The organism is Curtobacterium guangdongense, from assembly GCF_049341845.1.
GTDB lineage: Bacteria > Actinomycetota > Actinomycetes > Actinomycetales > Microbacteriaceae > Curtobacterium > Curtobacterium guangdongense.
This window is the reverse complement of record NZ_JBMPIT010000001.1, coordinates 469919-489111: the sequence shown is the minus strand read 5'-3', so window position 1 is coordinate 489111 and position 19193 is coordinate 469919. Positions and strand designations below refer to the sequence as shown.

Annotated in this window: 21 protein-coding genes; 12 read left to right on the top strand and 9 right to left on the bottom strand. The window is 70.1% G+C overall.

Translation table 11 applies throughout. From position 1 onward, the window contains the following. The first annotated feature begins 14 nt into the window (after positions 1-14). Both ACO0E1_RS02345 and ACO0E1_RS02340 read left to right on the top strand, forming a co-directional pair. Positions 15-380 carry an ArsR/SmtB family transcription factor gene (locus tag ACO0E1_RS02345; RefSeq protein WP_422872702.1) on the top strand — a complete coding sequence of 122 codons (366 nt, stop codon included), beginning with the start codon at positions 15-17 and terminating at the stop codon, positions 378-380. Next, entirely contained in the window at positions 377-1921 is a 1545-nt protein-coding gene (locus tag ACO0E1_RS02340) for a DUF7059 domain-containing protein (RefSeq protein WP_422872701.1), read from the top strand. The genes ACO0E1_RS02345 and ACO0E1_RS02340 overlap by 4 nt, the downstream gene beginning before the upstream one ends. A 3-nt stretch (positions 1922-1924) precedes the next feature. Here ACO0E1_RS02340 and ACO0E1_RS02335 read toward each other — a convergent pair whose 3' ends face one another. Together ACO0E1_RS02335 and ACO0E1_RS02330 are read right to left on the bottom strand one after the other, a co-directional pair. Next, a complete protein-coding gene (locus ACO0E1_RS02335) occupies positions 1925-2788 on the bottom strand; it encodes an NAD-dependent epimerase/dehydratase family protein (RefSeq protein ID WP_422872700.1) in 864 nt (287 codons plus the stop codon). A gap of 100 nt (positions 2789-2888) precedes the next feature. After that, on the bottom strand, positions 2889-3479 hold the full coding sequence (locus ACO0E1_RS02330) for a TetR/AcrR family transcriptional regulator (RefSeq protein ID WP_422872699.1): 591 nt from the start codon (positions 3477-3479) through the stop codon (positions 2889-2891). A 206-nt stretch (positions 3480-3685) separates the two neighbouring features. Here ACO0E1_RS02330 and ACO0E1_RS02325 point away from each other — a divergent pair, with 206 nt between their 5' ends. Both ACO0E1_RS02325 and ACO0E1_RS02320 read left to right on the top strand, forming a co-directional pair. Further along, complete coding sequence (locus ACO0E1_RS02325; protein WP_422872698.1) at positions 3686-4879, top strand: MFS transporter; 1194 nt, start codon at positions 3686-3688, stop codon at positions 4877-4879. Between the two features lie 47 nt (positions 4880-4926). Then, complete coding sequence (locus ACO0E1_RS02320; protein WP_422872732.1) at positions 4927-7395, top strand: beta-glucosidase family protein; 2469 nt, start codon at positions 4927-4929, stop codon at positions 7393-7395. Positions 7396-7805: 410 nt separating this feature from the next. On the opposite strand, the gene ACO0E1_RS02315 is transcribed toward ACO0E1_RS02320, so the two are convergent. Next, a complete protein-coding gene (locus ACO0E1_RS02315; RefSeq protein ID WP_422872697.1) occupies positions 7806-8816 on the bottom strand; it encodes an LLM class flavin-dependent oxidoreductase in 1011 nt (336 codons plus the stop codon). A gap of 75 nt (positions 8817-8891) precedes the next feature. Here ACO0E1_RS02315 and ACO0E1_RS02310 point away from each other — a divergent pair, with 75 nt between their 5' ends. Further along, positions 8892-11447 carry a DEAD/DEAH box helicase gene (locus ACO0E1_RS02310; protein WP_422872696.1) on the top strand — a complete coding sequence of 852 codons (2556 nt, stop codon included), beginning with the start codon at positions 8892-8894 and terminating at the stop codon, positions 11445-11447. 88 nt (positions 11448-11535) lie between these two features. Next, complete coding sequence (locus tag ACO0E1_RS02305) at positions 11536-11787, top strand: DUF6458 family protein (protein WP_071291234.1); 252 nt, start codon at positions 11536-11538, stop codon at positions 11785-11787. Here ACO0E1_RS02305 and ACO0E1_RS02300 read toward each other — a convergent pair. Then, positions 11781-12839 carry an NAD-dependent epimerase/dehydratase family protein gene (locus ACO0E1_RS02300; RefSeq protein ID WP_422872695.1) on the bottom strand — a complete coding sequence of 353 codons (1059 nt, stop codon included), beginning with the start codon at positions 12837-12839 and terminating at the stop codon, positions 11781-11783. The genes ACO0E1_RS02305 and ACO0E1_RS02300 overlap by 7 nt on opposite strands. Before the next feature lie 103 nt (positions 12840-12942). Here ACO0E1_RS02300 and ACO0E1_RS02295 point away from each other — a divergent pair, with 103 nt between their 5' ends. After that, complete coding sequence (locus tag ACO0E1_RS02295; protein WP_422872694.1) at positions 12943-13776, top strand: helix-turn-helix domain-containing protein; 834 nt, start codon at positions 12943-12945, stop codon at positions 13774-13776. Here ACO0E1_RS02295 and ACO0E1_RS02290 read toward each other — a convergent pair whose 3' ends face one another. From ACO0E1_RS02290 to ACO0E1_RS02280, 3 genes are read right to left on the bottom strand one after another with little or no spacing between them, the layout of a single operon-like run. Next, positions 13777-14184, bottom strand: a complete 408-nt coding sequence (locus ACO0E1_RS02290) for a PIN domain-containing protein (protein WP_422872693.1) — start codon at positions 14182-14184, stop codon at positions 13777-13779. It lies immediately after the preceding gene. Continuing rightward, positions 14184-14384 carry a type II toxin-antitoxin system VapB family antitoxin gene (locus tag ACO0E1_RS02285; protein WP_422872692.1) on the bottom strand — a complete coding sequence of 67 codons (201 nt, stop codon included), beginning with the start codon at positions 14382-14384 and terminating at the stop codon, positions 14184-14186. The genes ACO0E1_RS02290 and ACO0E1_RS02285 overlap by 1 nt, the downstream gene beginning before the upstream one ends. Before the next feature lie 49 nt (positions 14385-14433). Then, positions 14434-14955 (bottom strand): ribonuclease H family protein, encoded by a 522-nt coding sequence (locus ACO0E1_RS02280; protein WP_422872691.1) that lies wholly within the window; start codon positions 14953-14955, stop codon positions 14434-14436. An 85-nt stretch (positions 14956-15040) separates the two neighbouring features. Between ACO0E1_RS02280 and ACO0E1_RS02275 the strand changes: the two genes are divergently transcribed. Genes ACO0E1_RS02275 through ACO0E1_RS02265 form a run of 3 tightly spaced genes read left to right on the top strand, consistent with a single transcriptional unit; the run spans position 15041 to position 15763 of the window. Next, on the top strand, positions 15041-15277 hold the full coding sequence (locus tag ACO0E1_RS02275; protein WP_422872690.1) for a hypothetical protein: 237 nt from the start codon (positions 15041-15043) through the stop codon (positions 15275-15277). Next, positions 15274-15495, top strand: a complete 222-nt coding sequence (locus tag ACO0E1_RS02270) for a hypothetical protein (RefSeq protein ID WP_422872689.1) — start codon at positions 15274-15276, stop codon at positions 15493-15495. The genes ACO0E1_RS02275 and ACO0E1_RS02270 overlap by 4 nt, the downstream gene beginning before the upstream one ends. A 46-nt stretch (positions 15496-15541) precedes the next feature. Further along, positions 15542-15763 carry a hypothetical protein gene (locus ACO0E1_RS02265; protein WP_281265715.1) on the top strand — a complete coding sequence of 74 codons (222 nt, stop codon included), beginning with the start codon at positions 15542-15544 and terminating at the stop codon, positions 15761-15763. Here the strand turns inward: ACO0E1_RS02265 and ACO0E1_RS02260 are convergent. Then, positions 15760-16578, bottom strand: coding sequence for an aldo/keto reductase (locus ACO0E1_RS02260; protein ID WP_422872688.1), 819 nt, complete (start codon positions 16576-16578; stop codon positions 15760-15762). The genes ACO0E1_RS02265 and ACO0E1_RS02260 overlap by 4 nt on opposite strands. 259 nt (positions 16579-16837) lie before the next feature. Beyond that, positions 16838-18043 carry an MFS transporter gene (locus tag ACO0E1_RS02255; protein ID WP_281265713.1) on the bottom strand — a complete coding sequence of 402 codons (1206 nt, stop codon included), beginning with the start codon at positions 18041-18043 and terminating at the stop codon, positions 16838-16840. Between the two features lie 389 nt (positions 18044-18432). On the opposite strand from ACO0E1_RS02255, the gene nrdH reads away from it, so the two are divergent. Next, positions 18433-18666, top strand: coding sequence for a glutaredoxin-like protein NrdH (gene nrdH, locus ACO0E1_RS02250; protein WP_022904483.1), 234 nt, complete (start codon positions 18433-18435; stop codon positions 18664-18666). A 102-nt stretch (positions 18667-18768) separates the two neighbouring features. Next, positions 18769-19185, top strand: a complete 417-nt coding sequence (gene nrdI / locus ACO0E1_RS02245; RefSeq protein ID WP_281265712.1) for a class Ib ribonucleoside-diphosphate reductase assembly flavoprotein NrdI — start codon at positions 18769-18771, stop codon at positions 19183-19185. The last annotated feature ends 8 nt before the right edge of the window (positions 19186-19193 follow it).

Genomic DNA, 19193 nt, shown 5'->3' with positions numbered 1-19193 from the left:
GTAGCGTCCCGTCCATGCCCGAGCGCACCGCTGCCCCCGAACGGCTTCCCCAGCCGACGGTGGGCGAGATGGACCTCCCCGTCGTCATGGACGCCCTGTCGGACCCGATCCGCCTGGCGATCCTGCACCGGTACCTCGTCGACGCCGCCGGCGGGATCCGCAGCTGCGGCTGGGTCGGCATCGACCGGCCGAAGTCCACGCTGACGCACCACTTCCGCGTCCTGCGCGAGGCCGGCCTGCTCGAGCAGCACCAGGAGGGACTCACCCGCAGCAGCCGTGCGCGTGTCGAGGACGTGCAGCAGCGGTTCCCCGGGCTCCTCGACCTGGTCCTCGACTGGACGGTGCCCGCCGAACTGATGCGCGAGGACCTCACCGCATGAGCCATGCCCTCCCAGACGTCCACGCCGACGCCGAGACGACGGGCGCGCTCGCAGCAGACCTCACCGCCGCCGGGTTCTCCGTCGAGGGCGTCGACGCGCTCTGGGGCGTCGACGCCGCGGCCGCGCTGCACCGTGGGAACCGCGTCGCCGCCGTCCGTGCGCTCGACGCCCGTCCGACGACACCGCTGACGACCCTCGCGACGCTCTTCGTCCTCGGGCTCGCCGTGCCCCGCGTCGACGCCGAGCAGGCGTTCCCGACGGCCGGGCTCGACGCGGTCGTGGCCGCCGGCCTGCTCCGTGTCGACGACGACCGCGCACACCCGACGGTCGACCTCCGCCCGTACGCGTTCGTCGACGACGCCGGTGCCGGCAGCTGGTGGATCGTCTCCGACCTCGGGGAGCTCGCCCTCGGCAGCGCGCTCGACGAGGAACACGTCCTCGGCATCGGCGGGGCGACCACCACGCTGAGCGGCCTGCAGGTGCCCGTACCCGTCCACCGGGTGCTCGACCTCGGGACCGGGTGCGGCATCCAGGCCATGCACGCCCGGCGCTTCGCCGACGAGGTCGTCGCGACCGACATCTCCCGTCGCGCACTGGACATCGCACGGTTCAACGCGCAGCTGAACGGCATCGACGGCATCGACTTCCGCTTCGGATCGCTGTTCGAGCCCGTCGCCGGGGAGCGCTTCGACCGCATCGTGTCGAACCCGCCGTTCGTCATCACGCCACGCACCGAAGGCGTCCCGTCCTACGAGTACCGCGACGGCGGGATGGTCGGCGACGCCCTCGTCGAGACCGTCCTCCGTGGCCTGGCCGAGCACCTCGAGCCAGGCGGGACCGCACAGCTCCTCGGCAACTGGGAGTACCACTGGGGCGTCGACGGTCTCGATCGCGTCCGCGCCTGGTTCGAGGGGACCGACCTCGACGCATGGGTCATCGAGCGCGAACGGCAGGACCCGAACGCCTACGCCGAGACCTGGATCCGTGACGGCGGGACGAAACCCGGCACGGCCGCGTTCGACCAGCTGGTCGGCGCGTGGCTCGACGACTTCCGGGAGCGGAAGGTCACCGGGGTCGGCTTCGGCTACGTCGTGGTCCGCAGGGTCGGGACGGGAGGCACGGTGCAGCTCCGGCGCTTCGAGCGCGTCCCCGAGACGCTCGGCTCCAACCCCGCGGGGCTCGGCGCGACGGTGGCCCGCGTCCTCGACGCGGCCGCCTGGCTGGCCGCGCACGACGACGTCGCGCTCGCGGCAGCGCACCTGACGGTCGCCGGCGACGTCACCGAGGAGCGGTACTACTGGCCGGGCAACGACGACCCCACGGTCATGACGCTCGTGCAGGGTGGCGGGTTCGGCCGGCGGGTCGACGCGGACACGGCGCTCGCCGCGTTCGTGGGCGCGTGCGACGGGGAGCTCTCCGTCGCGGCGATCATCGGTGCACTCGCGCAGATCACGGGCGTCGACGAGCAGGTGCTCGCGGCGGACCTGCTGCCGACCGCCCGTGACCTCGTGCTCGACGGGCTGCTGACGCCGAGCGCGTGAGGCTCAGGCGCGGTGGTCGCGCCAGCTGTGCTGCGGGTCGTAGCCGAGGAGTTCGCGGGCCTTCTCCGATGACAGCAGCGAGCTGACCCCGTCGATGTCCGCACGACGCTCGATGTCCGGCACGTACCGTTCGACGAGTTCGATGGTCGGGGTGTCCATCACGGTGTCGGGGCTCGCGATGACGAACGCCTCGAAGCCGGTCAGGTCCGCCTCGACGGCCTTGCGCACGGCCTGGGCGCCGTCGCGGGAGTCGATGTACGACCACAGGTTGAACGTCTTCGCCTCGGGGGTGGCGTCCCACGGGTAGGACGGGTAGTCGGTCTCGTCCATGACGTTCGAGAACCGCAGCCCGATCATCTTCAGCGTCGGGTCCCAGCGGGTGAAGTGCCGCGCCATCTCCTCCTCGACGGCCTTGCCGAGCGAGTACGACGACTGCGGGCGCACCGGGAACTCCTCGTCCACGGGGAGGTAGGGCGGGTGGTGCTCGCCCATCGGGATGCCGAGGAGGGTCTCGCTCGACGCCCACACCACGTTCGTGATCTTCGCGGCGCGTGCGGCGTGGAAGACGTTGATGGACGCGGTGACGTTGTTCGTGATGAGCGCCACGTCGGGCACCTGTCCCGGCGCCGGGATCGCGGCGAGGTGCACGACGGCGTCGACGTGGTCGTACCGGTCGTCGATGCCGATGAACGCGTTCAGCACCTGCCCGTAGTCGCCGAGGTCGGTGCGCACGAACTGCACACTGTCCGGCTTGTCGGGGGAGGGGACCCGGTCGAGCAGGACCACGTCGTACCCGTGTTCGTCGAGGTCGCGCACCACTGCTCGTCCGAGCTTGCCGCTGCCGCCGGTCACCACTACGCGTGTCATCGCGCCTCCGCTCATCGTCGAGTCGTGCTGTCGGTGTCCATCCTGCACCGCGGGGTCCGCCGCAACCAGGCACCAGCGGTACCTGTCCGCGGAGCGCGTGTCAGACGGAGGGGACCGCCTGGGCCACCGCCATGCGCACGACGAGCTCGACGTGCGCGGCCATGTCGCGCGACGGGTCGAACAGCCACTGGATCTGCATGCCGTCGGACACCGCGAGCAGCACGCTCGTGAGTTGCTCGGCATCGACGTCGGCGCGGAGCCGGCCGTCCTGCTGCATCGCCCGGAAGTCCGCGGCCATCGTGCGTCGGGAGTTCTCGTAGCGCTGCCGGAAGTACTCGTGCGCCGGGTGGTCCGGGTCGGTCGCCGCGGCGGCGGAGAGGTTCACGAACATCTGGACGAGCCCCGGGACCTCCGCGTTGTGCCGGACGATCGCGGCGAGGAGCTCACCGGGGTCGTTCGCGTGCCAGTCCGCCGCGTTGTCGATCTCGTCGCGGCGCCGGAGGATCTCGACCCAGAGCTCGTCCTTCGAGTCGAAGTAGTGCAGCAGCCCGGCCTGCGTCAGCCCGACCGCGTCGGCGATGTCCTTGATGCTCGTTCGCCGGAACCCCTGCTGAGCGACGAGGTCCAGGGCGACGGTGAGGATCTCCTCGCGCTTCGCGATGCCCTTCGCGTACGAACCCCGTCGTGTCATGGCGAGACTGTACCGCTCCCTGGCGTTCCCGGAAAACCTAGCGGTAATAGGTTTTGGTGGTACGGTGGCACGAGCCGCCGACGAAGGCGTGCGAGTCGCCGACGTCGGCGGCGCACCCGATGGAGGTTGCAGTGGCGAACGATGCCCTGACCGTTTCCGACGCCCCGACCGCAGTCTCACCCACGCGCGGTCGAGGCAGCTCGCTCATGTACACGCTCGGCATGCCGATCGCGATGCTCGGCCTGTACATCGCCCTCCTCCCACCCGTGCTGGTGGCGATGGCGCTGAAGGTCGCGGAGATCGCGCCCGACGACCAGGCGGGCGTGCTCGGGCTGGCGCTCGGCGTCGGCGCGTTCGCGGCGATGGTCGCCAACCCCCTGGCCGGTCGCTTCAGCGACCGCACGGCCGGGAGGCTCGGCATGCGTCGTCCGTGGATCATCGGTGGCACCGTGGTCGGGTTCGCAGGCCTCGTGGTCGTCGCGACGACGTCCTCCACCGTGGTCCTGGTGCTCGCGTGGGGCGTCACGCAGATCGCGTACAACGCCACGATCGCGGCGCTGACCGCCGTCATGCCCGACCACGTCACGCGGTCCCAGCGCGGACGGGTCGCGGCGCTGCTCGGGCTGTCGCAGAACCTCGCGCTGGTCGGCGGGACGTTCCTCGTGCAGCTCTTCTCGACGTCGGCGACGCAGATGATCGTCCCCGGGGCCATCGGGTCCGTCGTGGTCGTCCTCTACGCGCTGCTCTTCCGCGACCGTGTGCTCACCGAGCGGCCGTCGACGCGCCTCGGCATCGGGCAGCTCTTCGGGTCGTTCGTGTTCAACCCCGTGAAGCACCCCGACCTCGGCTGGGCCTGGCTCACCCGGTTCATGATGGTCGCCGCGCAGTACACCGCCGTGAGCTACCTCACCTACTTCCTCCGCGACGACATCGGGATCGAGTCCGCCCACGTCGCGAACGCCGTCTTCCAGGGCACGCTCTGGAACGTCGTCGGCATCGTCCTCACCTCGCTCGTCGCCGGGTGGTTGTCCGACAAGCTCGGTCGCCGCAAGCTCTTCGTGGCGGTCGCCGGGATCGTCGGCGTCGTCGGCCTGGTGCTCATCGCCACCGCGCCGTCGCTCGGCATGGTGCTCGTCGGCGAGTTCGTGATGGGTGCCGGCATGGGCGTCTTCTACGCCGTCGACCTCGCCCTGATCACGGACGTGCTGCCGTCCGACGAGGACAATGCGAAGGACCTCGGTGTCGTGAACATCGCGCAGGCCCTGCCCCAGTCGATCGTCCCAGCGGCGGCCCCCGGCGTGATCGCCCTGACCGGCGGCTACAGCGGCTTCTTCATCACCGGCGCGGTCGTCGGACTGCTCGGGATCGTCTCGGTCTCGCGCGTCCGCGGCGTCCGCTGACCGACCCTCCCTGGCTCTGAACGAAAGGAACGACCATCGTGACAACCGTGAACGACGTGCGCACAGCCTCCGGTGCGGCCCAGTTGAACGAGCGCATCGGCGCGCTCGTCGACCAGCTGACCACCGAGGAGAAGGTGCAGCTGCTCACCGGACGTGACTTCTGGACGACCTGGCCGATCGAGAAGATCGGGCTGCGGCGCATCCTGATGTCGGACGGACCCTCCGGGGTCCGTGGCGAGGTGTGGGACGAGCGTGACCCGTCGCTCAACCTGCCGTCCGCCACCGCCCTGAGCGCGTCGTGGGACCGTGCGATCGCGAAGCGCTACGGCGCCGCCGCTGCCGTCGAGGCCCGTCGCAAGGGCGTCGACGTCGTCCTCGGCCCGACCATCAACCTGCACCGCTCGCCCCTCGGCGGTCGGCACTTCGAGGCGTTCAGCGAGGACCCGGTGCTCACCGGCGACCTCGCCGCGTCGTACGTCGACGGGGTGCAGGAGAACGGCGTCGCCGCGACCCCGAAGCACTACATCGCGAACGACTACGAGACCGACCGCTTCACCGCGTCGACCGAGGTGTCCGACCGTGCGCTCCGCGAGCTCTACCTCCTCGCGTTCGAGAAGGCGGTCACCGAGGCGCACGCGTGGGCCATCATGTCGTCCTACAACTCGATCAACGGCGTCACCGCGTCCGAGAACGAGCTGCTCGAGACGCCGCTGAGCTCCGAGTGGGGCTTCGACGGCATCGTCGTGTCCGACTGGACCGGCGTTCGCTCGGTGGACTCGGCGAAGGCGTCGCAGGACGTCGCGATGCCCGGACCGAACCAGTGGTGGAGCGAGGGGCCGCTGCTCAGCGCCGTCGAGTCCGGCGAGGTCCCGATCGAGGCGATCGACCGCAAGGTCCGTCGCATCCTGACGCTCGCCGCCCGCGTCGGAGCGCTGTCCGGGTTCGACGCCGTCGCGGCGGAGCCCGTGCACGTCGAGGACGGCATCGCGTTCGTCCGCGAGGCCGAGGCTGAGGGCACCGTCCTCGTCCGCAACACCGGGATCCTGCCGCTCGACGCCCCCGCGCTCGCCCGGATCGCGGTCATCGGCCACAACGCCGACCAGGCCCGCACGCAGGGCGGCGGCTCGGCCACGGTCGTGCCGTCGCAGGTCGTGTCGCCGCTCGACGGCATCCGCGCGGCGTTCCCGTCCGCGACCGTCGACTACGCGATCGGCGCCGTCGTGCAGGAGGGCATCGCGGAGTTCCCGCTCTCCACCATCACGAACCCCGCCACCGGCGAGCCAGGCGCCCGCGTCGCGTTCGTCAAGGACGGCGAGGAGCTGTACGTGGAGGACCGCCGAGCGACGGCGCTCTTCTGGTTCGGCGGCGACGCCCCCACGCGCGAGGCCGACCGCCTCGACATCACCACGACCTACACGGCACCGACGACCGGCACCGTGCGGATCGGCATCGGTGCGGCCGGCCGCTCCCGCATGTGGATCGACGGGTCGCTCGTCCTGGACGAGGACGTGCCGTTCGAGGGCGACCAGCTCGGCGCGGCGTTCCTCAACCCGCCGGCGCGCTCCGTGCCGGTCTCGGTGACGTCCGGCCAGCAGGTCGCGATCCGCATCGAGTACGACGTCATCCAGGACGAGACGCTGGGCGGGGTGCTCGCGTACCAGTTCGGCACCGAGCCCTCCGACGAGGACCCGTCGGTGCTCATCGCCTCCGCCGTCGGTGCCGCTCGCGGAGCCGACGTCGCGGTCGTCGTGGTGGGGACGAACTCCAAGGTCGAGTCGGAGGGCTACGACCGGTCGTCGCTGGCGCTCCCGGGGCACCAAGACGAGCTCGTCGCAGCCGTCGCCGCCGTGAACCCGAACACGATCGTGCTCGTCAACGCCGGGTCGCCGGTCGAGATGCCGTGGCGGAACGACGTCGCCGCGGTCCTCCTGACGTGGTTCGGTGGGCAGGAGTACGGGAACGCGGTCGCTGACGTGCTCACCGGTGCGTCGGAGCCGGGCGGGCGCCTGCCCACGACGTGGCCGGTCGCCATGTCGGACGTCCCCGTGCTCGACGTCACGCCGGTCGACGGTGTCGTCCGCTACGACGAGGGCGTGCACATCGGGTACCGGGCCTGGCTCCGCGCCGGGGTACAGCCCGCGTACCCGTTCGGCCACGGCCTGGGGTACACGACCTGGACGATCGACGGCATCGTGGGATCGCCCGTCGTCCGTGCGGGTGACGCGGCGATCGTCACCGCGACCGTCACGAACACCGGAGCACGTGCCGGCAAGCACGTCGTGCAGGTCTACGCCTCGCGGGAGACGTCCGCGATCGACCGTCCGGTCCGCTGGCTCGTCGGGTTCGCCCCGGTGCGCCTCGAAGCGGGGGAGTCGACCGAGGTCTCGATCGAGGTGCCGGCGAGGGCATTCGCGCACTGGGACGACGCGTGGGCGTACGAGCCGGGCACCTTCACCCTGCACGTCGGCGCTTCGGTCGCAGATGCGGCCGGAACGGTGGCCCTCGAACTGGAGTGAGTGAACTCGCATCCGGTTTCCGCGCACCGGTCAGGTGCGGTCAGTAGCATGGAGAGAGCGTCAGGCGGCTGGTTACCGTCGACGCGCGCACCGACATGGGATCGCCGCGTGAGCGACACGGCCTCCTGATCCGGCCGATGGAGCCCCGGCGGTCCCGGTGCGTCATGGTGCGCCCCCGCTTCTGCGGGGGCGCATCTCTTTCTCCGCGCGGAGGTTTTTCCGTATGCGGAATATGTCGTGACGAATCATCACGATTCGCTGAGTCGAGGCATCCGAGTTGTGACAAACAACGCGGATGGTGGAACGATGAGTGCACCATCCCGTGCGGATCAGGGACGAGATGGTCATCCGGCGGGAGCCCCGAGACTCACCAACTCGTGCAGGCCCCGCCGGATGCCTGAGAGCCGCGTTCAGCTCAAGTGCGGGGCGATCTGTTCGGCGATGACCGTCAGGATCCGCTCGTGCGACGCGGCGTCGCCGTTCGCCGGCAGGGTGATCACGAGTTCGTCGGTCGCGGCCACGGCGGGGTCGGCGCGCAGGGCCTCCACGATCGCCGCCGGCTCGCCGGACAGGACCTTGCTGAAGCGGAACGGCGGATTGCCCGAGAGCGGTCGTCCCTCGTCGTCCATCCCCGACGCGTAGCCGGTGAGGAACTCCTCGTGCACGGCACGGTCGTGGTCGTCGAGGAGCGGGACGACGATGCGCCCGACGGCGACCTTCGGCGTGCGATCGGGGTGCAGCTCGGCGAAGCGATCCCGGTACGCCGCGATCTGCGCGGCCTGCGCGACGGCGAAGGGCTCGCCGGTGTCCTCCGTGTTCAGGGTCGAGCAGTGCAGCAGCAGGCCCTTCTCGGCCGTCCGGACCGCGGTGCCCATGCTGCCGCCGCCCCACCACACTCGGCTTCGCAGCTGGGGGCTGAGCGGCTGCAGCGTCAGGTCCGTGTCGGCCGGGATGCTCTCGTACCCCTTGCCCGAGGTGCCGAGGGGCTCCCCGTCGAGGACCTCGAGGAGCCGTGCCGCGCGGGCTTCTGCCTCGTCGCGGAAGCTCCGCTCGGTCGCACCGAACACCGGGTCCAGGATCGGGCCGTACCCGGCGATCCCCGTGCTGATCCCGAGCTGCACGCGGCCGCCGCTGAGCAGGTCGACGGTGCTGGCGTCCTCGGCGAGGCGCACCGGGTCCTCGTAGCGCATCCCGAGCACCGCGGTGCCGAAGCCGATCGTGCTCGTGCGCTGTGCGGCGGCGGCGAAGAAGGTCATCGGGCTCGTCAGGAAGGGCTCGAAGTGCCGTCCGCGCACCCACCCCGTGCCGTACCCCAGGCGTTCGGCGGTCTCGAACAGCCGCAGGCCGTCCTCGAGGGCGGCGGCGGCACCGGCTGGACCGCCGTGGTTCGGGACGAAGGAGAGGAAGCCGAGTTCGCGCACGACGTGAGTCTATGCGCGCGTATCGAGCCGAGCCTCCCGATCGTCGCTCCGTCACCATGCTGGGAGGATGGGGACATGACCGACGTCACCGTCCACGCCCCGCTCGTCGCCGCGATCCCTGCGGCCGTCGGCGGCGCCGTCGATCCCGACGCCGTCTACGAGGCCTTCGCGGACTGGGCCGCCAGCGGCGGCCGCCCGCTCTACCCGGCGCAGGACGAGGCCGTCATCGAGCTCGTGTCGGGCGCGAACGTGATCCTCAGCACCCCGACCGGCACCGGGAAGTCCCTCGTGGCCGCCGGCGCGCACTTCGCGGCGCTCGCCGAGGGCAAGCGGAGCTACTACACGGCACCGATCAAGGCGCTGGTGTCCGAGAAGTTCTTCCAGCTCGTCGACCTGTTCGGTGCAGAGAACGTCGGCATGGTCACCGGCGACTCCAGCGTCAACGCCGACGCGCCGATCGTGTGCTGCACGGCCGAGATCCTCGCGAACCTCGCCCTGCGGCAGGGGCCGGACGCCGACGTCGACGTCGTGGTGATGGACGAGTTCCACTTCTACGGCGACGCCGACCGCGGCTGGGCCTGGCAGGTGCCGCTCCTGGTGCTCGAGCGGGCGCAGTTCCTGCTGATGTCGGCGACCCTCGGCGACGTGACGACCATCGCGGACGACCTCTCCCGGCGGACCGGGCGGCCGACCGCTCGCGTCACGGGGGTGTCCCGTCCGGTGCCGCTGTCCTACGAGTACGTGGTGACGCCCGTGCAGGAGACCGTCGAACGCCTGCTCGAGGAGGGCAAGGCGCCGGTGTACATCGTGCACTTCGCGCAGGCTGCGGCGCTCGAGCGTGCGCAGGCGCTGATGTCCGTCCGCGTCGCCGATCGCGCGCGTCGGGACGCCATCGCGGAGGCGATCGCCGGGTTCCGCTTCAGCGCCGGGTTCGGGCAGACGCTGTCCCGACTGATCCGTGCCGGGATCGGGGTGCACCACGCAGGCATGCTGCCGAAGTACCGGCGGCTCGTCGAGCAGCTCGCCCAGCGCGGGCTCCTGCCGGTGATCTGTGGCACCGACACTCTCGGCGTCGGCATCAACGTGCCGATCCGCACGGTGCTGCTGACCGGGCTCACGAAGTTCGACGGCACGAAGATGCGGCAGCTGTCCGCGCGGGAGTTCCACCAGATCGCGGGTCGTGCCGGACGCGCCGGGTACGACACCGAGGGCGACGTCGTCGCGGAGGCTCCGGAGCACGACATCGAGAACGCCCGGGCCGTCGCCAAGGCCGGTGACGACCCGAAGAAGAAGAACAAGGTCAAGAAGAAGAAGGCCCCGGACGGGTTCGTCTCCTGGGGCCAGGCGTCGTTCGAGCGGCTCATCCAGGCCGAGCCCGAGCCGATGGTGTCCAGGATGCGGATCACCCACGCGATGGTGCTGTCCGTCGTCGCCCGTGGCAATGCGGCGTTCGACGAGGTCCGGTCGCTCGTGTTCGACAACCACGAGCCGCGCGCCCGGCAGCTCGCGATGGCCAGACGTGCGCTGACGATCGCCAGGACGTTGATCAACGCCGGCGTGATCGAGAAGGTCGACGGGACCTACCGGCTGACGGTGGACCTGCAGGCGAACTTCGCCCTCAACCAGCCGCTGTCGCCGTTCGCGCTCGCCGCCTTCGAGCTGCTCGATCCCTCGTCACCCACGTACGCCCTCGACATGGTGTCCATCGTCGAGGCCACCCTCGACGATCCGCGCGCGATCCTGTCGCAGCAGCAGTTCAAGGAGCGCGGTGAAGCCGTCGCCCGGATGAAGCAGGAGGGCATCGAGTACGAGGAGCGCATGGAACTCCTCGAAGAGGTCACCTGGCCGCGTCCGTTGGCCGAGCTGCTCGAGGCGGCGTACGAGGCGTACGCGGCCGAGCAGCCGTGGGTGCTCGACTTCACGCTGTCACCGAAGGCCGTCGTCCGCGACATGTACGAACGGGCGATGACGTTCGGGGACTTCGTGCGGTTCTACCAGCTCACCCGGTCCGAGGGGCTCGTGCTGCGGTACCTCTCCGACGCCTACCGGACCATGCGACAGACGATCTCGGACGAGCAACGCACGGAGGAGCTCGACGACCTGATCGAGTGGCTCGGCGAGCTCGTCCGGCAGGTGGACTCCTCGCTCGTCGACGAGTGGGAGGCGCTGGTCAACGGCTCGGTCGAATCGGCAGCGGCGGAACACGACGAGATCGCCCCGCCGCAGCCCGCCCGGCTCACCGGCAACGTGCGGGCCTTCCGGATCCTCGTGCGGAACGCCCTGTTCCAGCGGGTGCTCCTCGCCGCGCGCGACGACGTCGAGGGGCTCGGGGCGCTCGACGGTGCTGCCGGGTTCGACGCCGACGCGTGGGACGCCGTGCTCGAGGAGTACTACGAGTCGCACGACGACGTCGCGACGGACGCCGACGCGCGGTCGATGCAGTACCTGGTGCTGTCCGAGCAGGGCCGGACGTGGCGTGCTCGGCAGATCTTCGCCGACCCGTCCGGGGACAAGGACTTCGGGTTCTCGGCGACGATCGATCTCGACGCGTCCGACGAAGCGGGCGAGGCCGTCGTGCGGGTCACCGAGATCGGGCGGTTCGACGGGTGGACCGAGGTCGACGTCGACTGATGCCCTGACCATCCCCGGTGTGCAGCAGCGGCCGGGCGGTGCCGCTTCCGGGTAGCGTCTCGTGGACCACCATCGAGAGGAACGCGTCATGCGCATCGGATCCAGCATCGCCCTGATCGTCATCGGCGCGATCGTCGCGTTCGCGCTCAACATCCAGCTGGCCGGGGTGGACCTCCGGCTCATCGGCTACATCCTGATGGCCGCCGGGGTGGTCCTGCTGATCATCAGCCTCGCGGTGGCGTTCGGAGGCCGTCGGACGACAACCACCACGCGCTCCGGGGTCGACCCGGCGTCCGGCGAGCAGATCACGCGTCAGGACCGGCGCGACGGGACCTACTGAGCCCCGACCGCGGGCACTCCTCCTGCCTGCGCGCGTCGGACGAGGCTCCGTCCCGCGTCCGTGATCGCCTCGTGCGGATCTCGCGGCGTCCAGCCCAGCACCGTGCGCGCCCGCTCGTTCGAGGTCCGCTTGGCGTAGCCGAGATCGGGGACCATCGAGCGGAACTGCGGCTGGGTCTCCGCTGCCGCGCGCACGGTGTCGTCGGGGAGCACCGCCGTCGGGACCTTCGCCGCGTCGTCGCCGAGGTGCTCGCGGAGCGTGGTGGCGATCTCGTGCAGCTCGAGTGCCGGTCCGTTCGACAACAGGAACCGCTTGCCGGCGGCCTCGGGTGCGTCCACTGCGCTGACGTGTGCGGCGGCGACGTCCCGGACGTCGACGATCGGGATGAACAGCCGCGGGGTCGCCGGCATCGAACCGTCCAGCATCGACTGCAGGATGTGGTTCGCCCCGGACACGGCGCCGCCCATCGCCGGACCCATGACCGCGACGGGCAGCATCGTGACGAGTTCCAACTCGGTGCCCTCGGCGAGGTCCCACGCGGCGCGCTCGGCGAGAGTCTTGCTCCGGCCGTAGGCGTCGACTCCGGGGCCGTCGAGCACGGTCCAGTCGGCCTCGGTGAACACGTGGTCGGTGTGCGGGTGCCCCCAGCTGACCGCGTGGAACGCCGACGTCAACACCACGCGGCGCACCCCGGCGTCCCGCGCGGCGCTGAGCACGCGGGTCGTGCCGTCGACCGCGGGGCGGATGACCGCGTCCTCGTCGTCCACGTGGCCGGGCAGCACGGGAGACGCCACGTGCAGGACGGTGTCGATGTCGCTCGTCGCGGCGGACCAGCCGTCGTCTGTGGTGAGGTCGGCGGCGACGAACTCGAGCCGGCCGCTCGCCGTCATGCCGGCATCGGTCAGGACCGCGCGGACCGCAGGTTCGTTCTCGAGCGATCGGATCGTGGTGCGGACGTCGTACCCGGCGTCGAGGAGCTGCAGGATGCAGTGGCCGGCGATGAAGCCGGATCCGCCGGTGACGAGGACGCGGGTGCTGGGAGTCGTGGACATGTGTGCCACCTTCGCGCGGCACCGTCGGGCGTTCCAGACCGCTCCGCTCCTGGTAGCGGGGCGACCAGGCAGTGACGACGGCATCCGGCCTAGCGTGGGAGCCATGACCGACGCGACCAACCCCCTCGGCGCGTTCCTGCGCGCCCGGCGCGAGCTCGTGTCCCCTGAGCAGGCCGGCATCCCGGTGACCGGGGTGCGCCGAGTCCCGGGGCTCCGTCGCGAAGAGGTCGCGATGCTGTCGGGGATCAGCAGTGAGTACTACCTCCGGCTCGAGCAGGGTCGCTACCGGAACCCGTCGGCGCAGGTGCTCGAGGCGATCGCCCGGGTCTTGCAGCTCGACGACGAGACCACCGCGTACCTGCTGGGACTCGTCGTCTCGCAGCCCAGGACTGCGCGTCGTCGCGCGGCGCGGGAAGTGGTGCCGGCGAGCCTCCGATCGTTCGTCGACGGCCTCGGCAGCCCCGCGTTCATCGAGGGCCGCTACCTCGATGTGCTCGCCGCGAACCCGCTCGCCACTGCGTTGTCACCACGCCTCGTCGTCGGGGCGAACCGGCTCCGCGACGTCTTCCTCGACGCGGAGGAACGGGCACTGTTCGTCGACTGGGAGGCTGCGACCGAGGGACTCGTGGCGTCGTTCCGCCAGTCCGTCGGGAACTCGATCGACGATCCACGGTGTGTCGAGCTCGTCGGGCAGCTGTCGATCGCGAGTCCTCGGTTCCAGCGGCTCTGGGGACGGCACGACATCGGCGGGCGCCGTGGCGCGCTGATGCGGTTCGACCACCCGGTCGTCGGCGAGATCAGCCTGCACCGGGAGAAGCTCGTGCCCGCCGAGGCGCAGAACCTCACCGTAGCGGTCTACCACGCCGAAGCGGGCAGCACCGATGCCGACAAGCTGGCGCTCCTCGCTGCTGCTGCCCAGGCGGTCGTCGGGTCCTGATCAGTCCTGCTCGGCGAGGTACTCGTGCCGGAACCCTTCCACGCTCGCTGCGATGTGCTCGTAGTCACGATCAGCGCTCAGGACAGTTGCCCCGTTGCAGACCGCATACGCCGCGATGTGCACGTCGACCGGGCCAGCGCCCCGCACGAATCCGTTGCTCCAGAGTGCGCTCTGGATGGCGGTCACGTCGTCGACGTCGGGGTGGATCGATGCTTCGAGGAAGGCGTCCATGTCGGCGCAGTGGTCGCCGTGATCCGCGCTCGATCTCGCCGAGTGGCAGTACTCCAAGACCTGCGGCGGGCAGGTCACGATCAGGTCCTGGGTCGCGATCGCGCGGAGCCGCTCGGCGATGACCGGCGAGCGTCCCGCTTTCCACCAGACGGAGTTGTCGACGATGTAGGTCGCCATCAGGGGTGGAGTTCGTCCGCCGCGGTGGGGTCTTCCGCGAAGTCCCGGGCGATGATGCGCTCGACTGCTGCAGGCTGACGACGGACCGCGATGAGCGTCTCGAGTGCACGCTGGACGACTTCTCGGTTGGAGCGAGCGCCGGTCAGCTGTTTGGCGTCATCGAGCAGGCGTTGGTCCAGATCGATCGTGGTGACTGCCATGATGAGCTCCTCGCCGTTTGTATAAGCGAGTATATAGACGAAGGCGTGATCAGAACAGGGTCGCCGGCGGGGTCGCCTCGGGCAGCGGAGCAGGCTCGCTGACCTCGACGCCGGGCCACCCCGGGCCGTGCGGGACCTCGGTGTGGTTCTGGTAGGCGGTCGCTGCGCCACGAGCACGGACGTCGGCGGCCTCGTTCATCTCGTGGCCGACGTGGCCGCGCACCCACTCGAAGGTGACCTTGCGGCCCTGGAGTTCCTCGTCGAGCTCCTTGATGATCTCCACGTTCATCACGGGCTTGCCGTCGGCCTTCCGCCAGCCCTTCCGCTTCCACCCTGCGAGCCATTCCGTGCAGGCCTTGATGGCGTACTGGCTGTCGCAGAGGATGTGCAGCGGCTCGCCGGAGTCCTTCGTGGCACGGAGGAGCTGCAGCACGGCGGTGAGCTCACCGATGTTGTTCGTGGCCTTCGGCCAGCCACCGGCGGCCCACCGGTCGTCGTCGACGTACCAGGCCCAGCCCGCCGGGCCGGGGTTGCCGAGGGCGGAGCCGTCTGCGGCAGCGACGATCGTCACGAGGTACCTCCTGGGTGGGGCGAGTTCGAGGTCAACCGTAACGGAACGCCGGGAACCGCCAGCACCCCTGGGTACGGTGCACTGCATGCCGATCCCATGGATGGAACGCACCGGTCGGACTCCCGGAGGAGTCATCGGAGCGTGGTTCAACGTCGTCGTGTGCGCCGGTCTGGTGGTCGCACTCCCCGTGATCACGTTGACGCAAGGTCACGACCTCGCACACATCGCGTTCGCGGTGTTCCTCACGGCGATCGCGGTCACCCTGGAGGTCGTGTTCATCCGGAACCTGCGGCAGCAGCTCGCCAGGAGGCGCGGTCGGTGACCCCGGGGATCTGGTTCGGCATCGGGGCGGTGGTGGTCGCGCTCTGGGGCATCACGATCGCGGTGTTCAACCGTTGGGCGCAGTCCATCGGCGGCGACGAGTTCATGAACGGCCGACCGATCACCCCGCGGTTCGTGCGGGTCATCGGGATCTTCCTCGCCGTCATCGGGACGGTCATCGCCGTCTTGGCGTTCTCCGGCATGCTGCCAGAGCGCTGACATCGGCCGAGGAGCCCGCCAGGTACCGCGGGCTACCGTCACGGACATGAGCAACGACGACACCGCGTACAGCCCGTCGAGTGAGCGCGAGACCGAGGCGTCGCAGCACCTGCAGCGCGACGACGACGACCTGCGTGCGGACGGCATCGACCCCTCGAAGGTCACCGCGGCACCGGGCACCGGCGGTGCGGACGACGCCGGCGACGTCGAGCCGGCCCCGGAGGACCTGCACCTGCCGTGGCAGTCCGAGGACGACCGCCGCGGCTAGGACACCGAGTCGGGGTGCGACCCCGTCCGCTCGCCCGTTTCCAACCCGGCGATCGCCGCGAGCTCCTCGTCTGACAGCACGAAGCCGTCCACGTCGATGTTCGACGCGATCCGCGACGGCGTGACCGACTTCGGCAGCACCACGACGCCCTGCTGCACGTTCCACCGCACGAGGACCTGTGCCACGCTCACCCCGTGCGCCGACGCGATCCCCGCCAGCACCGGTTCGTCCATGAGGCGCCCGCGACCGAGCGGCGACCAGGCTTCCGTCACGATGTCGTGCTGCTCGTGGAACGCGATGAGCTCCCGCTGCGGCAGCCACGGGTGTCGCTCGACCTGGTTCACCGCGGGGACCTCACCGGTCTCCGCGATGATCCGCTCCAGGTGCGGCACCTGGAAGTTCGAGACACCGACGCTGCGCGCCCGCCCGGACTCACACAGCTCGACGAGGGTGCGCCACGTCTCGACGTAGCGGTCGTTCGCCGCGGCCGGCCAGTGGATCAGGTACAGGTCCACCGTGTCGAGCCCGAGCCGGTCGAGGCTGGCGTCGAACGCGCGCAGGGTCGCGTCACGCCCCTGGTTGCTGTTCCACACCTTGGTGGTCACGAAGACGTCGTCACGGTCCAGCCGGGAGGCCCGGATCGCCTTCCCGACGCCCGTCTCGTTGCCGTACATCTCGGCGGTGTCGACGTGGCGGTATCCACTGTCGAGTGCGGTTCCGACCGCGGTCTCGGCTTCGGCGTCGTCGACCTTGTACACGCCGAACCCGATGGCGGGGACGGAGCGACCGTCGCGGAGGGGGATGGAGGTGACCATGCGTCCATCCTGCCGGTCGAGGCGGGGCTGAGCCGAGCCTCCAGTCCGTTCGTGGAGAGCCGGGCCGGCGCGCGTCGCTGTGGAGGACGCACGTTCCGACCCACAACGCCCGCGATAGGAGGTCGAATCGCGCGTAGGAGGGCGGAAGTTCCGACCGACTACGCGCGATTCCGCTTCCTACGCGCGAAACGGCCCACCGACGGGGACGGGGACGCGGCCGGGGACGAGACGGAGCGGGACAGGGCAGCGGGCACCGCCCCTACGTCGGGATGTTCACCGGCTCGGTGTCGGGGATGGGGCTCGCGTCGCGACCACGCAGGTCGGGGAGCCACCGCTTCGCGAACAGCGGCAGCAGCACGCCCACGAAGGCCGCAGCCGCCCCGACGAGCATGCCGCCCGTCGCGCCGTGCAGGTCGATGAGGAACCCGGCCACAGCGGAACCGAGCGCAGCGCCGATGAGCTGCCCCGTCCCCATCCAGCCGTACGCCTCTGCCGTGTCCGAGAACTTCACCGTCGCCGACACCGACCCGAACATCACCGCGAGCGCCGGCGCGATCCCACCGCCCGCGATGAGGAGTGCGAACGACAGCCACCAGAACCCGGTGCCGAACGTGGCGAGTCCCAGGCCGATGAAGACGATGAGCATGCGGGTCCACAGCGTGTTCGGCGAGATCGGACGGTGGCCGAACGCCAGCCCGCCGACCAGGGAACCGATCGCGAAGATCGCCAGCACGATGCCGGCGTTCGGGCTGCCCTCGCCGAACGCGCTGGTGACGCCGGCCTCGACCGCGGCGCACGCACCGATGAGGAGCATGCCGGTCAGGGTGGCGACCACGACCGACGGGCGCTTGAGGACCACGCCGAACGCGCGCTTCGAGCGGGGGATGCGGACGCGACCGAGCTCGGGGGAGGCGATGAACCACACGCCGCCGACGACGAGGAACACCATCGCGAGGACGATCGCCTCGACCGTGCCGATCTGCGTCGCGACGAACGTGGTGATGACCGGACCGGCGACCCAGATGAGCTCCTGCGCACTCGCGTCGAGGGAGAAGAGGGGTGTGAGCTGCGTGGACGTGACCATCTTCGGGTAGATGGTGCGGACGGCCGGCTGCACGGGTGGGACCGCCAGGCCGCCGATGAAGCCGATCACGACGTAGGCCCACAGGGGCATCAGCACGAACGCGATGACGCCCATGCTGGCGAGCGCGACCAGGCTCGTGAGGATGAGGACGGGGCGCATGCCCCAGCTGCCCATCCACCGGCTGGTGAGTGGGCCGGCGATGGCCTGCCCGACGCTCGTCGTCGCGAGCACGAGACCGGCGGATCCGTACGAGTGGAACACGTGCTCGACGTGCAGCAGGTAGGCGAGCGAGAGCATCCCGAACGGGAACCTCGCCGTGAGCTGCGCCGCGATCACTCGGCCGACACCGGGGGTCTTCAGCAGGTTGCCGTACGCGCTCACGGGTCGAGTGTACGGACCGGACGGGAGGTCCGTGGGGCGTGTGTCACCCGTGTGGGGGAGGCGTCGGCCGCGACCCCGATCCGGTCCGACGGCGACACGCCGATGCGCTCATTCCACACATGTGGATCGAGGCTGTCCACCGGTGTGGGGAAATGTCGGTGGTCGGCCGCAGACTGGCGGAATCACGGGGCTCGCGGGAATCCACAGACTGTGGAGGGCGTTGTGGAGAACTACACGGCTGTAACACTTCCTCTTGTGGTCGGTGCCGTGGTCGGCCACTAGATGTAGTGTGGAGTCCATCGCAGCGGCCCCTTCCCGGACACGTCTGCGCACAGGCATCAGCACCACCTCCACAGCACGAAACCACCCAGCAAGAACCAGGGGAGATCATGGCCGTCACCGTCTACACCAAGCCGTCCTGCGTCCAGTGCACCGCGACGTACCGGGCCCTCGACAACAAGGGCATCCAGTACGAAGTGCACGACGTCTCGACGGACGAAGCAGCGCTCGAGCACGTCAAGAGCCTCGGCTACCTGCAGGCCCCCGTCGTCGTCACCGACGACGACCACTGGTCGGGCTTCCGCCCCGACAAGATCGCGACCCTCAGCGCCGAACTGGCGTAGTCCGCCGGATGGTCGATCCGAGTCCGCTCAGGAGGCTCGGATCACCACCCGCAGACACCCTCCGGTCCGTCAGTTACGCACCTTCTCCAAGAGGAGCGCACCATGAGCCGACTCGTCTACTTTTCGAGCGTGTCCGGGTACACCGCACGCTTCATCGAGAAGCTCGGTCGCGATGCTGACCGGATCCCGCTCTACCCGAGCGAACCGTTCCTCCACGTGGACGAACCGTACGTCCTCGTGCTGCCCACCTACGGGGGCGGCAACGGCGACGGGGCGGTCCCCAAGCAGGTCATCAAGTTCCTCAACGACGAACGCAACCGGTCACTGATCCGGGGAGTCATCGTCGGCGGCAACACGAACTTCGGCGAGGCGTACGGCCTCGCAGGGGACGTCATCGCACAGAAGTGCCACGTCCCCGTGCTCTATCGATTCGAACTCTTCGGAACGCCTGACGACGTGCAGGCGGTCAACTCAGGATTGGATGCATTTTGGACGCAGCAGTTGCAGACGTCGATCTGACGTCGCCG

Excerpts from the sequence above, each read along its gene's own strand:
- ACO0E1_RS02345 (WP_422872702.1), top strand. The coding sequence starts at position 15 with ATGCCCGAGCGCACCGCTGCCCCCGAACGGCTTCCCCAGCCGACGGTG.
- ACO0E1_RS02340 (WP_422872701.1), top strand. The coding sequence starts at position 377 with ATGAGCCATGCCCTCCCAGACGTCCACGCCGACGCCGAGACGACGGGC.
- ACO0E1_RS02335 (WP_422872700.1), bottom strand. The coding sequence starts at position 2,788 with ATGACACGCGTAGTGGTGACCGGCGGCAGCGGCAAGCTCGGACGAGCA.
- ACO0E1_RS02330 (WP_422872699.1), bottom strand. The coding sequence starts at position 3,479 with ATGACACGACGGGGTTCGTACGCGAAGGGCATCGCGAAGCGCGAGGAG.
- ACO0E1_RS02325 (WP_422872698.1), top strand. The coding sequence starts at position 3,686 with ATGTACACGCTCGGCATGCCGATCGCGATGCTCGGCCTGTACATCGCC.
- ACO0E1_RS02310 (WP_422872696.1), top strand. The coding sequence starts at position 8,892 with ATGACCGACGTCACCGTCCACGCCCCGCTCGTCGCCGCGATCCCTGCG.
- ACO0E1_RS02305 (WP_071291234.1), top strand. The coding sequence starts at position 11,536 with ATGCGCATCGGATCCAGCATCGCCCTGATCGTCATCGGCGCGATCGTC.
- ACO0E1_RS02300 (WP_422872695.1), bottom strand. The coding sequence starts at position 12,839 with ATGTCCACGACTCCCAGCACCCGCGTCCTCGTCACCGGCGGATCCGGC.
- ACO0E1_RS02295 (WP_422872694.1), top strand. The coding sequence starts at position 12,943 with ATGACCGACGCGACCAACCCCCTCGGCGCGTTCCTGCGCGCCCGGCGC.
- ACO0E1_RS02290 (WP_422872693.1), bottom strand. The coding sequence starts at position 14,184 with ATGGCGACCTACATCGTCGACAACTCCGTCTGGTGGAAAGCGGGACGC.
- ACO0E1_RS02285 (WP_422872692.1), bottom strand. The coding sequence starts at position 14,384 with ATGGCAGTCACCACGATCGATCTGGACCAACGCCTGCTCGATGACGCC.
- ACO0E1_RS02275 (WP_422872690.1), top strand. The coding sequence starts at position 15,041 with ATGCCGATCCCATGGATGGAACGCACCGGTCGGACTCCCGGAGGAGTC.
- ACO0E1_RS02265 (WP_281265715.1), top strand. The coding sequence starts at position 15,542 with ATGAGCAACGACGACACCGCGTACAGCCCGTCGAGTGAGCGCGAGACC.
- ACO0E1_RS02260 (WP_422872688.1), bottom strand. The coding sequence starts at position 16,578 with ATGGTCACCTCCATCCCCCTCCGCGACGGTCGCTCCGTCCCCGCCATC.
- nrdH (WP_022904483.1), top strand. The coding sequence starts at position 18,433 with ATGGCCGTCACCGTCTACACCAAGCCGTCCTGCGTCCAGTGCACCGCG.
- nrdI (WP_281265712.1), top strand. The coding sequence starts at position 18,769 with ATGAGCCGACTCGTCTACTTTTCGAGCGTGTCCGGGTACACCGCACGC.